Origin of the sequence: Agromyces sp. NPDC060279 (assembly GCF_042726785.1) — a bacterium.
GTDB lineage: Bacteria > Actinomycetota > Actinomycetes > Actinomycetales > Microbacteriaceae > Agromyces.
The window spans coordinates 319,499-333,676 of record NZ_JBHXBK010000001.1; the positions used below are offsets into that span (position 1 = coordinate 319,499).

Here is a 14,178-nt window from a genome sequence, read left to right on the forward strand (position 1 = left end):
GGCCGTTCACCCTTCGAGTTCGAAGTCCGCCCCGAGCAGCTCGAGCTTCCCGATGAAGTTCTCGTAGCCGCGGGCGATGATCCCGACGTTCGACACGGTCGATCGGCCCTCGGCCGTCAGCGCCGCGATGAGGTGGCTGAACCCGCCGCGCAGGTCGGGCACCTCGATGTCGGCACCGGTCAGCTTCGCGGGCCCGGAGATGACCGCCGAGTGCTTGAAGTTGCGCTGGCCGAAGCGGCACGGCTTACCGGTCAGGCACTCCTTGTGCACGTCGATCTTCGCGCCCATCTCGACGAGCGCGTCGACGAAGCCGAAGCGCTGCTCGTACACGGTCTCGTGCACGATCGAGACGCCCTTGGCCTTGGTCAGCGCGATCACGAGCGGCTGCTGCCAGTCGGTCATGAAGCCGGGGTGCACGTCCGTCTCGATGATCGTCGAACGGAGTTCGCCGCCGGGGTGGAAGAAGCGGATGCCGTCCTCTTCGATCTCGAAGGCGCCGCCGACCTTGCGGAAGACGTTCAGGAAGGTGAGCATCTCGGCCTGGCGGGCGCCGCCGACGAAGATGTCGCCGTCGGTGGCGAGCGCCGCGGCCGCCCAGCTCGCGGCCTCGTTGCGGTCGAACAGGGCGCGGTGGCTGTAGCCGGAGAGCCGGTCGACGCCCTCGATGCGGATGACGCGGTCGGTGTCGACCGTGATGATCGCACCCATCTTCTGCAGGATGTTGATGAGATCCATGATCTCGGGCTCGATCGCGGCACCGGTGAGCTCGGTGATGCCGTCGGCGAGCGTCGCCGTGAGCAGCACCTGCTCGGTCGCGCCGACGCTCGGGTACGGCAGTTCGACCTTCGCGCCCTTCAGCCCGTTCGGGGCCGACATGCGGATGCCGCTCGGCAGCTTCTCGACGATGGCGCCGAAGTTGCGCAGCACCTCGAGGTGGTAGTCGATCGGGCGATCGCCGATGCGGCAGCCGCCGAGGTCGGGGATGAACGCCTCGCCGAGGCGGTGCAGCAGCGGCCCGCAGAACAGGATCGGGATGCGGCTCGACCCGGCGTGGGCGTCGATGTCGGCCATGTGCGCCTGGGCGACGCCCGAGGGGTCGAGCACGAGCGCGCCCGGCTCCTCGCCCTCGGTGACGGTCACGCCGTGCACCTCGAGCAGACCGCGGACGATGCGGACGTCGCTGATGTTCGGCACGTCCTTCAGCACGCTGGGCGTGTCGCCGAGGATCGCCGCGACCATCGCCTTGGTGACGAGGTTCTTCGCGCCCTTCAGCTCGATTCGGCCGCGCAGCGGCTTGCCGCCGTTGATCGTGATCTTGTCGACCTCGAGTCCCACTGCGCTCCCGTGCTGCTTCGCGTCATCGACGAGTGTGTTCACTCAGTTCCCTGCTTCCGCCGGCTCCCGGATCGGGAGCGTTGTTGGCCGCCACGCCGCTCGATGCTGTTCGAACTCGGCGATGGCCTCTTCTTCGCGCAGAGTGAGCCCGATGTCGTCGAGTCCCTCCAACAGCCTCCACCGAGTGTAGTCGTCGATCTCGAACGAAACCGTGAGCTCACCTGCGCTCACCGTACGGTCAACGAGATCGACGGTGACCGGCATTCCCGGCTCGGCCTCGACGACCTCCCAGATGCGCTCGATGTCCTCGTAGGCGACGAGTGCGGCGAGCAGGCCCTGCTTGCCCGCGTTGCCGCGGAAGATGTCGCCGAAGCGGCTCGAGATGACCACCCGGAAGCCGTAGTCGCGGAGCGCCCAGACGGCGTGCTCGCGGCTCGAACCGGTGCCGAAGTCGGGGCCGGCGACGAGCACGCTCGCGCCCTGATAGGCGGGCTGGTTGAGGATGAACTCCGGGTCCTGGCGCCAGCCGTGGAACAGGGCGTCGTCGAAGCCGGTCTTCGTGACCCGCTTCAGGAACACCGCGGGGATGATCTGGTCGGTGTCGACGTTCGAGCGGCGCAGCGGGACGGCGACGCCGGTGACGGTGCTGATCTTCTCCATGATTACTTCGCCTCCGCCTCGGTCACGGCCTGTTCGAGATCCCACGGGCTGGAGAGCGTGCCGCGGATCGCGGTCGCCGCCGCCACGAGCGGGGACACCAGGTGGGTGCGGCCGCCCTTGCCCTGCCGGCCCTCGAAGTTGCGGTTCGAGGTGGACGCGCAGCGCTCCCCCGGTGCCAGCTGGTCCGGGTTCATGCCGAGGCACATCGAGCAGCCGGCGAAGCGCCACTCGGCGCCGAACGCCTCGAAGACCTTGTCGAGCCCCTCGGCCTCGGCCTCGAGGCGCACCCGCGCCGAGCCCGGGACGACCATGACGCGGACGCCCTCGGCCTTCTGCTTGCCGGCGACGATGGAGGCGAAGGCGCGCAGGTCCTCGATGCGGCTGTTCGTGCACGAGCCCATGAAGACGGCGTCGACCTTGATCTCCTTCAGCGGCACGCCCGGCTGGAGGTCCATGTACTCGAGCGCGCGCTCGGCGGCGGCGCGCTCGTGCTGGTCCTCGATGGCGGCGGGGTCCGGGACGCGCTCGGAGAGCGAGACGCCCTGGCCGGGGTTCGTGCCCCAGGTGACGAAGGGCTCGAGGGCGTCGGCGTCGATGAAGACCTCGGCGTCGAACTCGGCGCCCTCGTCGCTCGGCAGTGTCTTCCAGTACTCGACCGCGGCATCCCAGTCCGCGCCCTCAGGCGCGTGCGCGCGGCCCTTGAGGTAGGCGAAGGTGGTCTCGTCGGGCGCGACCATGCCGGCGCGGGCGCCCGCCTCGATCGACATGTTGCAGATCGTCATCCGGCCGTCCATCGACAGCGAGCGGATGGCGCTGCCGCGGTACTCGAGCACGTACCCTTGGCCCCCGCCGGTGCCGATCTTCGCGATCACCGCGAGGATGATGTCCTTCGCCGTGACGCCCGGTCGCAGGGTCCCCTCGACGTTGATCGCCATCGTCTTGAACGGCTTCAGCGGCAGCGTCTGCGTCGCGAGCACGTGCTCGACCTCGCTCGTGCCGATGCCGAACGCCATCGCGCCGAACGCGCCGTGCGTCGAGGTGTGCGAGTCGCCGCAGACGACCGTGATGCCGGGCATCGTGAGGCCGAGCTGCGGGCCGACGACGTGGACGATGCCCTGCTCCTTGTCGCCGAGCGAGTGCAGGCGGATGCCGAACTCGGCGGCGTTGCGACGCAGCGTCTCGATCTGCGTGCGGCTCGTGAGGTCGGCGATGGGCTTGTCGATGTCGAGCGTCGGGGTGTTGTGGTCCTCGGTCGCGATCGTGAGGTCGGGGCGGCGCACCGGCCGGCCGGCCATGCGCAGGCCGTCGAAGGCCTGCGGGCTCGTCACCTCGTGCACCAGGTGCAGGTCGATGTAGATGAGATCGGGGGTGCCGTCCTCGCCCTGCTTGACGAGGTGGTCGTCCCACACCTTCTCGGCGAGGGTGCGGGGGCGTTCGCTTGACGCGGTCATGCGGTGGTCTTCCTTCGGTTCTGCTCTGAATCAGCCGTCGACGGACTCCGCGGCGGGGAAGGGCCTAGAACGAGGCCCCGCCGCGGCACCGAAGCAGAAGTCGCCGTGCACGCACCCTGACAGATTACACGTTCGGCGAGGGCAGTCTCGCCACGAGCAGCCGCAGGCGCCCGAGCACGAGCACCTCGCCATCGCCCACGAGTCCGGTCCCGCCCGGCGCGAGTTCTTCCGCCTCCGCTCCCGGCCGCTCGATGCGGACGCCGTTCGTGGAGTACAGGTCCGTGACCGCGAGCGCCGCACCCGCCGGGACGGCCAGCGCGTGGGTCTTCGACACCGTGCGGCTCGGATCGTCGATCGGGACGGCGGCGCTCGCGCCCTCCGCGTCCTCGATGCGCGGCGCCCGGCCGAGCACCGACGGGCCCGTGACGACCGCGTCGGCGCCGCCCGCGGCGGCCAGCCGCCACCGGACGCGCTCCCCCGTCACCTCGTACGCCGGGTCGATCGGCGGCGGCGCCTGCACGACGGGGCCGCCGGGCGTCGGCAGGAGCGGCGGCGGGCCGCTCCGGCCCGGGGCGAACGACGGCAGCGTGCGCTCGACGGGCTTCGAGGCGCGCTCGGGCGCGGCCGGCGGTTCGCCGGGCACGAGCCCCGGCGGCGGCACGATGAAGTCGGACCCGTCCACGTCGCCAGCCTAGCGGCGGCGCCCCCGCTTCCGTCGACGCGAATAGCGGTAGCGGCTCACGATGCGCCGCACGCGGCCGGCGGCAGCCGTCGCGGCGGCGGCCACGGCATCCGCCTCCGTCCAGCGCTGGGTCGCGACGTCCTCGTCGAGCTCGCGGCCCTCGAAGACGTCCCGGTCGACGGCGGCGGCGAGCGTCGCCAGCGACTCGGCCCCCGCGAGGCCCTGCTCACCGGACTGGCCGGCGAGCGCGAGCGCCGTCTGCCGGCGCGTCGCCCGCTCCGGCGGTTCGAGCCCGAGCTCCGCATAGCGGTCGACGAGCTCGTCCCAGGCGCCGGCCGAGCTGCGATCGGGGCGTTCGCGGAGCCGGCGCGCCCGCCGCCGACGCTTCGCGAGCGTGACGAAGAGCAGCGGCAGGAAGACGATCGCGAGCGGAATGCCGACCGAGCCGGCGAGCACCCAGACCCAGACGGGCACCTCGAAGGGACGATCCCGCTTCTCGTCCTCGGTGTCGTCGATCTCGACCGTCGTGAGCAGTTCGTCGTCGGTGGACTCGTTGCGCGGCGGCTGGCGCACCTGCGGCTGCGGCTCGCTCTTCGGCCGCGGGGTCTGCTCCTGAGGCACGTCGACCTGGTCGGGAGTCGGGCGGAAGCTCACCCAGCCGATGCCCTCGAACGGGACCTCGACCCAGGCGGTCACGTCCTCGCCGCGGACCTCGACCTCTTCGGCGCCCTCCTGCACCTCGGGGGCGAAGCCCATCACGACCCGGGCCGGATAGCCGAGCTGACGGACCATGAGCGCCATCGCGGCGGCGTACTGCTCCTCGTCGCCCACCATCTGGGACCGCGTGAACAGCTCGATGAGCCGGTCCGCGCCGTGTCCCGCGCGGGAGGCCACGGAATCGGAGGCGAGGCCATGGCTGAGGAAGCCGTTGGTCTTCAGGCCCGTCTCGATCGCCCGGATACGCCCGATCGCGCTCTCCTCGTCTCCCGCATACTCCTCGGCCTTCGCCGCGACGACGTCGGGCAGCTGCTCGACGGGCGGCAGCTCGAGCCGCGCGACCGGGACGTCGGCGAGGGCGTCGGGGTCGGGCTGCACCTGGATGCGGGCGTCGAGCGCGTAGCTGCCGCCCACTTGGAGCCCGCTCGTGAGCACGGCGGTGCCCGCGTCCGCGTTGTACCGGAGGTCGCCCGCCCGCTCGGCGGTGCCGTCGTCGATCAGCCGCAGCTGGGAGCCGTAGCCGATCGTCGGCAGCCAGACGTCGCGGTACGCGAGCGACTCGACCTCGAGGTGCCGTTCGCTGCCGAGCTCGGCGAGCGTCGGCTCCGGGAGCGTCTCGCCGACGATGGCGTAGCCCCCGTCGACCGCGGACTCCGGCCCGGCCACCGTGAAGAGGCGGCCGGTGTAGGCGTCCATCGAGGCGAGCCGGAGCACATCGCCCGGCTGCATCCCACGCACGCGGAGCACCGGCTCCTCGGCGAGGTCCTTCGTGTAGCTCCGGAACCCGGCGAGCGGGCTCGAGAACTCGCGCGCGTCGAACGGCGGCACGATCTCGTCGCGGAGCACGAAGCGCTCGGCGGCGGCCGGGGCGAAGGCGAGCCCGGCCACCGTGCCGACGACGACCGCGCCGCCGACGACCGCGGCCGCGCCGCCCGCGCGCCGGAGCAGCGTCCGCCCGTCGGTCCCGCCCTGCTCGATGCCCGTGCTGCGCCGCCATGCGAGCCAGACGAGCGCGAGCGCGCCGAACGTCACGCCCCGCACCGCGGCGAGGAACGCCTCGTCGGTGCCGAGCAGGATGCCGGAGACGTAGAGCAGCACGGGGCCGATCAGCAGCACCGCGGCGCGCAGCACCGTGCGGCGGGCGGGCAGCCAGCGCAGCACGAGGAGGCCGCCGACGAGCGAGACGAGCCAGGTCGCGACGTACGGCACGGCGGCGACGTAGTAGGGCGCCTCGACCGGCGCGGCGATGGTCACGAGATCGGCCCAGCCGTAGACCGCGCCGATCGCGAGGCCGGCGAGCGAGTCGAGGCTCGGCAGCACCACGGCGATCCCCTGGCCCGGCATCGCGAACGGCGTGCCGAGCAGGAAGTAGGCCGCGAGCGCGAGCAGCACGGTGTTCAGCACCCCGAGGCGCAGCAGCGAGCCGAGCAGCGCGGCGCCGGTGCCGACGACGAGTCCGCCGACCGCGGCGAGCAGGAAGTCCATGCCGCCGAAGCTCGTCTCGTAGCCGGCGACGGCGAGCAGGCAGAGGGCCGCGAGCACGCCGAGGTCGACGAGCTGCGTGGCGGTCACCGTCCCGGCGAGGCGGGACGGTGCGGCGGGCGCCTGGGCGGCGGGGCGTGCTGCGGTCACGGCCGGACCCTCCGCATCACCGCGGCGAGCTCGCCGAGCTCACCGATCGTCGCGACCGTGCTGCGGCCGACCTTCGCGATGCGCGACTCGGCGCCGCGCTGCACCCGGACGGCGACGAGCGGGGTCTCGGGCGGGAGGACGGTCTGCACCGCGCGGACCTCGCTGAGCGGCTGCGCGCCGCCCGTGACGAGGACGACGACGCTCGCCGCCGGCGCCAGCCGGATCCGGTCGCGCACGAGCTCGCGCAGTCCGCCGAGGGCCGGGCCGCCGCGCCGTGCGTACGGCGCGATCCGGCAGGTGTCGTCGAGCAGGCTCGTCGTGCTCGTCGTGCGCAGCCGCATCCGCTCGGTGGCGCAGACCGTCTTGGTGGCGTCGTGGATCAGCTGCACCCCGATCGAGGCGAACACCGAGACGCCCAGCTCGAACTCGGCCTCGTCGTCGTAGTGCGCCTCCTCGGTGGACTGCAGGAGCACGAGCTCGGAGCGCCGGGTCTCCTCGTACTGCCGCACCATGAGCCGGCCGGTGCGGGCCGAGCTGCGCCAGTGCACGTTGCGCAGCGGGTCGCCCGGCTCGTAGGCGCGGAGCGCGTGGAAGGAGAGGTCGTGATCGGTGATGACCTTCGTCACCTCGCCCTCGAGGTCGCGCACGAGGCCGGCGGCGGACGGGCGGAGGCGGGCGGTGACGGGGTGCACGAAGAGCTCGACCGGGTCGTTCCAGCGCACCGTGCGGCGGAGCAGGCCGAGCTCGTCGCCACGCACCGAGATGGCGGGGCCGGCGACGATCACCGCCCGCCGGTTCGTCGGCACGGCGAACAGTTCCTCGTGCTCGGCCCGAGGCTCCAGCGCCGGGATCCGGAACACCGCCGAGCCCTCGCCGACGGGCAGCTCGATGCGCGAGGAGACCGAGTTGGCGGTGCCGTCGTTCACGACGGTCAGGCGGCCGAGCGCCCGCTCCCCCGCGACCACGCGGCGCGGCTCGAGCTCGACGCCGACGCGATAGCGCAGCCGGCCGAAGACGAAGGGCACGGCGACGAGGATCGCGCCGGCGAGCGTCGCGGCGAGGAAGCCGAACTCCACCCAGTCGAAGACGAGCGCGATGAGCGCCGCGACGAGCGCGGCGACCAGGACGAGCCATCCCGTCGTGGAGACGAGGCTCGTGACCGGGCGGACGAAGGCCGCGACGGCCGTCCAGGCCCGGCCGACCCCGTCGCCGAGCGAGCCGGCCGTGCGCACGACGGAGCGCCCGACGGCCTGGAAGGCCAGTCGGGACTGCGAAGGCTGCGGCGCGGGGCCGGCGTCCTGCGTCATGCCGCCCGGTAGGCGGGCGGCGCCACGTCGGCGAGGGCGCGGGCCACGATGTCGGTCGCCGTGACGCCGGTGAACTCCGCCTCCGGGTCGACGATGATGCGGTGCGCGAGCACGGGCACGGCGAGCTCGCGGATGTCGTCGGGCGTGACGTAGCCGCGCCCCTGGGCGATCGCCCACGTCTTGGCGGCGCGGGCGAGCGCGAGGGCGCCGCGCATGCTGACGCCGAGGGCGGAGTCCGGGTGCTCCCGGGTCGCCGTGACGACCTCGTTCAGGTACGACACGACCGACTCGTCGACGTAGACCTCGGCGGCGAGGGCCGACATCGCGGAGATCGAGCTCGCGGCGATGATCGGCGTGATCCCGTCGGCGCGTGCCCGGTTCGCCGAGTCGAGGAGCACGGCGACGGCCGCGGCGTGGTCGGGGTAGCCGAGGGAGGTCTTGATGAGGAAGCGGTCGAGCTGGGCCTCGGGCAGCGCGTAGGTGCCCGCCTGTTCGACGGGGTTCTGGGTCGCGATCACCATGAAGGGGCGCTCGACCTCGTAGCCGACGCCGTCGACGGTGACCCGGCCCTCCTCCATCACCTCGAGCAGCGCCGACTGTGTCTTCGGGCTCGCGCGGTTGATCTCGTCGGCGAGCACGACCGAGGCGAAGATCGGGCCGCGGTGGAACTCGAACCGCCCCTTCGTCTGGTCGAAGATCGTGACGCCGGTGACGTCGGAGGGCAGCAGGTCGGGCGTGAACTGGATCCGCGAGTTCGTGCCGTCGAGGGTGTTCGCGAGCGCCTTGGCGAGCACGGTCTTGCCGGTGCCCGGCACGTCCTCGAGCAGCACGTGCCCCTCGGAGAGCATGGCCGTCAGCACGAGCGCGATGATGTCGCGCTTGCCGAGGATGGCCCGGTCGATGTTCTCGACGAGTCGCCCGAAGGCGTCGCGGAACCACTCCGCCTGCTCCTGCGTCACTGCCATGTCGTTCGTACCTCCACGGTGGGAATCATCAGAGCGCGCCCCAGTTCGCGACGCCGCTGTAGAACGTGCCGCCCGGCCCCTCGAAGCGGATTCGGACCGCCGGGAACTCGGCCGGGTTCACCTCGCCCAGGTAGCTGAGGGTCTGGAAGCTGCCGCCGCTGTTCAGGCCGATGCGCTGGGGCGACATCGAGGTCCAGCCGGCGCTCGTGCTCCAGTGCTTGTACTCGACGGTCACCGTGTACGAGCCGGGCGTGAAGTCGGAGTACCTGGCCGCGACGTAGCGGCAGCAGCCGCTGTCGCCGCCCTTGTACACGGACGCGCTCGGCGAGGGCGGGGGCGGGTTGTTCACGGTGACGCGACCGGAGGCGCCGGGGCCCTCGTTGTTACCGCCGTTGATCGCGCGGACCTCGACCGTGTGGGTGCCGGCGCCCTGACCGGGGAAGCTCGCCGAGCGTCCGCCGACGTTCTGCCAGCCGCCGCCGTCGTAGCGCACCTGGTAGCGGAGCTGTCCGCCGCCGTCCTGCGCGGGCGGGTCCCAGCTCGCCCGCACCGTCGTCGTGGCGTTGCCGTCGGCGCTGACGCTGACGTTCCGGGGGGCGCTCGGCGTGCCCCACGGGGTGACCGCGCGCGACGCCTCGGAGTCGGCGCTCGTGCCGACCACGTTGATCGCGCGCACCTTGAAGCTGTACGCCTGGCCGTTCGTCAGGCCGTCGATCGTCACGACCGTGCCGGCCGCATCGGCGCCGAACGGGCGATAGCCCGAGCCCGTCCAGGTGACCTCGTAGCCCGTGATCGCCGCGTTGTTGTTGGCGGGCGCGTTCCACTTGAGGGAGACCTGCCCGCTGCCGCTGCCCGTGATCTCCGGCGCACCCGGCGCGTCCGGGGCATCCCGCACGATCACCGTCACCTGGCCCTGCGCCTGACGGGCCGGATCCTTCGTGCCGTCCTCGATGCGGTAGTTCACCGTCACCGTGCCGACGAACGCCGAGCCGGTGTTGATCGTCACGTCCTCGGCGGTGAAGCTCGTCGTGGCGTTCGCCCCGACGCTCGCGACCTCGGCGCCGACGACGCGCAGCGGCACGCCGTCCTGGGCGAAGGGGTTGAAGTCGTTCTCGAGCACCGGGACCGTGATCGACTCGCCCCGTTCCACGTAGAGCTCGCCCGTGTCGGGGTCGGCGACCGCCCGCGGCTTGGCGCGGGTGGACGACACGACCTGCACGTCGACGTAGCCGGGCACGGTGAACTCGTTGAAGCCGAGCTGGAAGGAGAGCCGCGCCGAGGTGCCCGGCTGCACGCCGAGCGGCGCCTGCATGCGCAGGATCGAGCCGTCGACGATCTCCGCCTGGATCTCCTCCGTCTGGCCGCTGAGGCCGGTGTAGCTGACCTTCGCGATGTTGTCGGGGTTCGGCTGATCCGTCATCTCCCGGAGGTCGACCTCGAGCGGTCCCTCGCCCGCCTCGATGGTCTCGCTGCGCGGCGTGAACGTCGGGGCGACGTCGTTGAAGCCGGGATCGCCGACCGTGATCGGGAAGCTCAGGATGGCCCGCCGGCCGACCGGGTCGTCGGCGCCCTTGCCGTCGGTCACCTCGAAGGTCATCGTCGCGGGGCCGCGGTAGTCCTGCTCGGGCTCGAAGCGCAGCTCCGTGCCGCTCACCATGGGCGAGGAGGCCGAGTTCGTCGCCGAGGCGGAGAGGATCGTCGCGGGCTGGCCCGAGGGCACCTCGACGAGCTCGCCGACGTTCCACTCGATGCTGCCGTTCATCGGCACGATGATTTCGCCGAGGTTCTTCAGGTACGGCGCGGGGAACTTCGCCCGCTCCTCGGCCGCGATCTCCTCGGGCGTCTTCGGGCGCTGGGTCTCCTCGGGCACCGCGTCGCCGTCGGGCACCGGGGGCACGACGACGAAGGCCATCGCGGACAGCTCGTCGAGTTCGTTCGTGAGCCGGAACGCCACCGCGTAGCGCTCCTGCGCGGGACGCACGGAGATCGTGCCGTCCGCGGCGACCTCGGCGCGGCCCGCATTCGGGCCCTCGACGGTGACGACGAGATCCTCCACGAGGCCGCCCGGGTTCGTCGCGTCCTTCAGCGGATCGACGACGGCGTCCTCGCCGGCCACGAGCCGTTCGGGCTCGAGCACCTGATCCTCGGCCGTCGGCGGGTCGATCACGGCGTCCTCGCTCACGGCGAGCTGCAGGAAGGCGGTGTCCGTGCCGCCGTGCCCGTTCGAGATCGAGTAGCGGATCGTGTAGGCGCCCTCGCCCTCCGGGGCGGTCACCACGACCCGGCGCCGGTCGCGGATCTCGGCCTCGATGCCCTCGTCGACCTCCGGGAGGTCCGCGACGTGCAGGCTGTAGCCGTTCGGGTCGGAGTCGTTCAGCAGCACGTCGACGCCGACCGTGCGGCCCGGCTTCATCTCGATCGCGTCGTCGACCGCGGTCGGCGGCGCCTGCACCTCGGCGCGCGGGATGACGCCGATCCGGATGGTGCCGACGGCCTCCTCGCCCTGCGTGTCCCGCAGCACGTAGCGGAATTCGTCGGTGCCGCTGCCGCCGGCGAAGGCCTCGTAGGTGAACGAGGTGCTCGTGCGCTCGAGGATGCGGCCGAGGGCCGGCGCCTGGTCGATGCCGGTCAGCACGACGGAGTCGCCGTCGGGGTCGATGCCGTCGAGCGGCACGTCGATGGTCACCGAGGAGCCGGCGAAGGTGCGCGAGGTGAGGGGCGTCGGCAGGGGCGCGCGGTTCTCAGCGTCCCTCCCGATGACGGTGATGGTGACCGTGGCGCGCGCGAGCTGCTCGAAGTCGTCGAGCACCGTGTAGACGATGGTGTGCACGCCCGCCTCGTCCGGCGCCTGGAAGCGCACCGACTCGCCGTCCGTGAAGGCGAGGGCGCCCGGGGCGCCGCTGAGGTCGAGCTCGGGGTCGAGCCGCATCGTCGCCGCGTCGGGGTGGTAGTCGTTCTCGAGCACGGGCACGGTGACGATGTCGCCCGCGCGCACGATCGCCGAGTCGTCGAGCGCGACCGGCGGCTGATGCTTCACGAGCGGCGGCACCGGCACGACCGTCACCGTTGAGGTGGCGGTGTTCACGCCGTCGGAGACGGTGTACGAGAACTGCAGCTGCCGGTCGAGCGCCTCCGACGCGCTCACCCGGGCGACGGTGTTGGTGAGGAGCTCGACCGAGACGAGGCCGTCGGTGCCGGTGTCGTCGATCGACTGCACGGCGAGCACGCGCCCGGACGGCGACACGTCGTTCGCGAGCACCGAGACCGAGGTCGGCTCGCCGGGACGCAGGTACGCCGTGTCCTTGACGGCGATCGGGGCGGGCGCGTCGGCGGGCGGCTCGACGACCTGCACCCGCACGAGCCCGACGCTCACATTGGCGCCGGCGCCGAGGTCGTACAGGAAGACGTACTCCCCCGGCGTGTTGCTGGAGAAGGCGATGGTGCCGCGCTCGGGGTTGGGCGTGATGCTCGCCCCCTCCGGCGGCTCGGGCACGCCCAGGAGCTCGATCGGCGCACCCGACGGCGAGAGGTCGTTCACGAGCGGCTGGATCAGCACGTTCTCGCCGACGAAGGCCTGGGCGAAGTCCGGCGTGCCGATCGGGTTCAGCGCACCGCTCGGCTTCACGTCGACCGTGAGCTTGCCCGTCGCGGAGGTCTGGCCGTCGGAGACCGTGTACGAGACCTCCTTCAGCCCGAGCTCCGCCGACTTGTGCTCGAAGGTCACGAAGCCGTCGGGGCTCGCGCGCACGAGGTCGCCGCTCGTCGGCGAGGCGTCCACGAGGAACAGATCGTCGCCGTCGGGATCGATCCAGTCCGCGAGCAGGTTGTACGAGATCTGCTGCCCCTGCTCGACGCTCGTCGCACCGTTGCGGATGGGCTTCGGCGCGCTGTTCTCGCTCTCGGGGACGATGCGCAGGTTGACGCTCGCCTCGGCGACGCCGCCGCGGCCGTCGTCGGCCGTGTACCGGAAGCTGACGGTGCCGGCCGCCCCGTCCGCCGGGGTGAACTGCAGGGCGCGGCCGCCGTCGATGACGTCGAGCCGGCCGGCCTCCTCGGCGATCTCGCTCGTGCGCGCGATCGTCAGCACGTCGCCGTCGGGGTCGGTGTCGTTCGCCAGCACGTCCACGATGGTCGTGCGTCCCGGGCGCACTCCCACGTCGTCGTTCCGCGCGACCGGCGGGCGGTTCTGCTCGGTGCGCTCGGCGAGCGTGTCCTCGAAAGTCTGCTGGGCGCTCTTCTCGTCGCCCTCGAGCTCGTCGGTCTCCTCGGGCGGCGTCACCTCTTCCCAGTTGTCGACGAGGCGGAGCTCGGAGTCGAGGAGCCAGGCGTCTCCGTTGGCGAGGTTGTTGAGCACCACGACATCGCGGTTGACCCGGAACTCGAGCCGGCCGCCCGCCGTGGACTGCTCGAGGTCGACACCCCGGGGCTTCGACCCGTCGCACACGGCGAGGTAGCGCCCGGCCTCGGCCCACGCGCCGTGCACGCAGTCGCCGACCCGGACGGGAGCGGCGACGCCGGGCCGCTTCTCGTTCGTCGACGCGCCCTCGCGCGGCACCTCACGCACCTCACCGCCGCCGAGCGGGGCGAAGACGAGGGCGTCACCGGTCGCGACGACCGCCTCGGATGCCTCGGGGCCGGACTGCTGCAGCCGCAGGGCCCCCTCGGGCAGCTCGATGCGCCGGTCGTCGACGCGCAGTTCGTCGGCATCGAAATCGAGCACGACGGCCCGTTCGCCCACCGCGGCGAGCTCGTGCTCGCCGAGCTTGCCGATCGAGCGGAGCGAGGGGGTCTCCGAGCCCCGCTCGAGGCTCAGCAGCTCGCCCGACTTCGGGTCGCTCGCGAACACGGTGCCCCGCTCGCTGACCGCGAGCTTCGCGCCGGAGCCCAGCGTCGCGACCGGCTCGGTGCCGCGCCAGTCGAAGGAGAGCGAGCCCGCGGCCGGCACGGTCCACAGCTCGCCCTTCGGCGAGAGCACGGCGAGCACCTCGCCGCCGTACGCGACGGACGAGGCCGGCGGGACGTCGATCCGTTCGACGAGCGTGGTGAACGCGGGGTCCACCCGCTCGATCGACCCGGCCGAGGCGTCGTAGGCGAAGACGTCCTGCCCGTGCTGGAACACGTCGGTCTCGCTCGCGGCGGTCGCGACCGCCGCGTCGAGCTCGTCGATCTGGCGGTTGAGCCTGCCGAGCTGCAGCTCCTCGGCGTTCGTGACCCAGACCTCGCGCACCCGGAGGTCGGGGTCGGTCACCGGGAAGCCCTGGTGCAGGACCGCGAAGCCGATCGGCACTCCCGCGAGCACCGCGAGGGCGGTGACCGAGGCGATCGTGCGGCGGCGGGCGCCGAAGAACCCCATGGCGCTCCCCCCTCGGTGCCGTCGTCGGGTCGTCGTCGAACGGCCCGGGCACCTCGGGTGGAGTGTGCCGGGCCGG

8 protein-coding genes are annotated in these 14,178 nt (G+C 72.3%); all 8 read right to left on the minus strand.

What is annotated here, in order from left to right; genetic code table 11:
• Nucleotides 1-6 precede the first annotated feature (6 nt).
• On the minus strand, nt 7-1,377 hold the full coding sequence (gene murA / locus ACFWE1_RS01525; protein WP_376931793.1) for a UDP-N-acetylglucosamine 1-carboxyvinyltransferase: 1,371 nt from the start codon (nt 1,375-1,377) through the stop codon (nt 7-9).
• Nucleotides 1,378-1,995 carry a 3-isopropylmalate dehydratase small subunit gene (gene leuD, locus ACFWE1_RS01530; protein WP_376931794.1) on the minus strand — a complete coding sequence of 206 codons (618 nt, stop codon included), beginning with the start codon at nt 1,993-1,995 and terminating at the stop codon, nt 1,378-1,380. It abuts the gene before it with no gap.
• Nucleotides 1,996-1,997: 2 nt separating this feature from the next.
• Complete coding sequence (gene leuC, locus ACFWE1_RS01535) at nt 1,998-3,446, minus strand: 3-isopropylmalate dehydratase large subunit (protein WP_376931795.1); 1,449 nt, start codon at nt 3,444-3,446, stop codon at nt 1,998-2,000.
• A gap of 124 nt (nt 3,447-3,570) precedes the next feature.
• Nucleotides 3,571-4,128 (minus strand): FHA domain-containing protein, encoded by a 558-nt coding sequence (locus tag ACFWE1_RS01540; protein ID WP_376931796.1) that lies wholly within the window; start codon nt 4,126-4,128, stop codon nt 3,571-3,573.
• A gap of 9 nt (nt 4,129-4,137) precedes the next feature.
• Nucleotides 4,138-6,477, minus strand: a complete 2,340-nt coding sequence (locus ACFWE1_RS01545) for a transglutaminase family protein (protein WP_376931797.1) — start codon at nt 6,475-6,477, stop codon at nt 4,138-4,140.
• Nucleotides 6,474-7,784, minus strand: coding sequence for a DUF58 domain-containing protein (locus ACFWE1_RS01550; RefSeq protein WP_376931798.1), 1,311 nt, complete (start codon nt 7,782-7,784; stop codon nt 6,474-6,476). The genes ACFWE1_RS01545 and ACFWE1_RS01550 overlap by 4 nt, the downstream gene beginning before the upstream one ends.
• Nucleotides 7,781-8,749, minus strand: a complete 969-nt coding sequence (locus tag ACFWE1_RS01555; protein WP_376931799.1) for an AAA family ATPase — start codon at nt 8,747-8,749, stop codon at nt 7,781-7,783. Before ACFWE1_RS01555 ends, ACFWE1_RS01550 begins: the two co-directional genes overlap by 4 nt.
• Nucleotides 8,750-8,777: 28 nt before the next feature.
• Nucleotides 8,778-14,102 carry an Ig-like domain-containing protein gene (locus ACFWE1_RS01560; protein WP_376931800.1) on the minus strand — a complete coding sequence of 1,775 codons (5,325 nt, stop codon included), beginning with the start codon at nt 14,100-14,102 and terminating at the stop codon, nt 8,778-8,780.
• Nucleotides 14,103-14,178 lie beyond the last annotated feature (76 nt).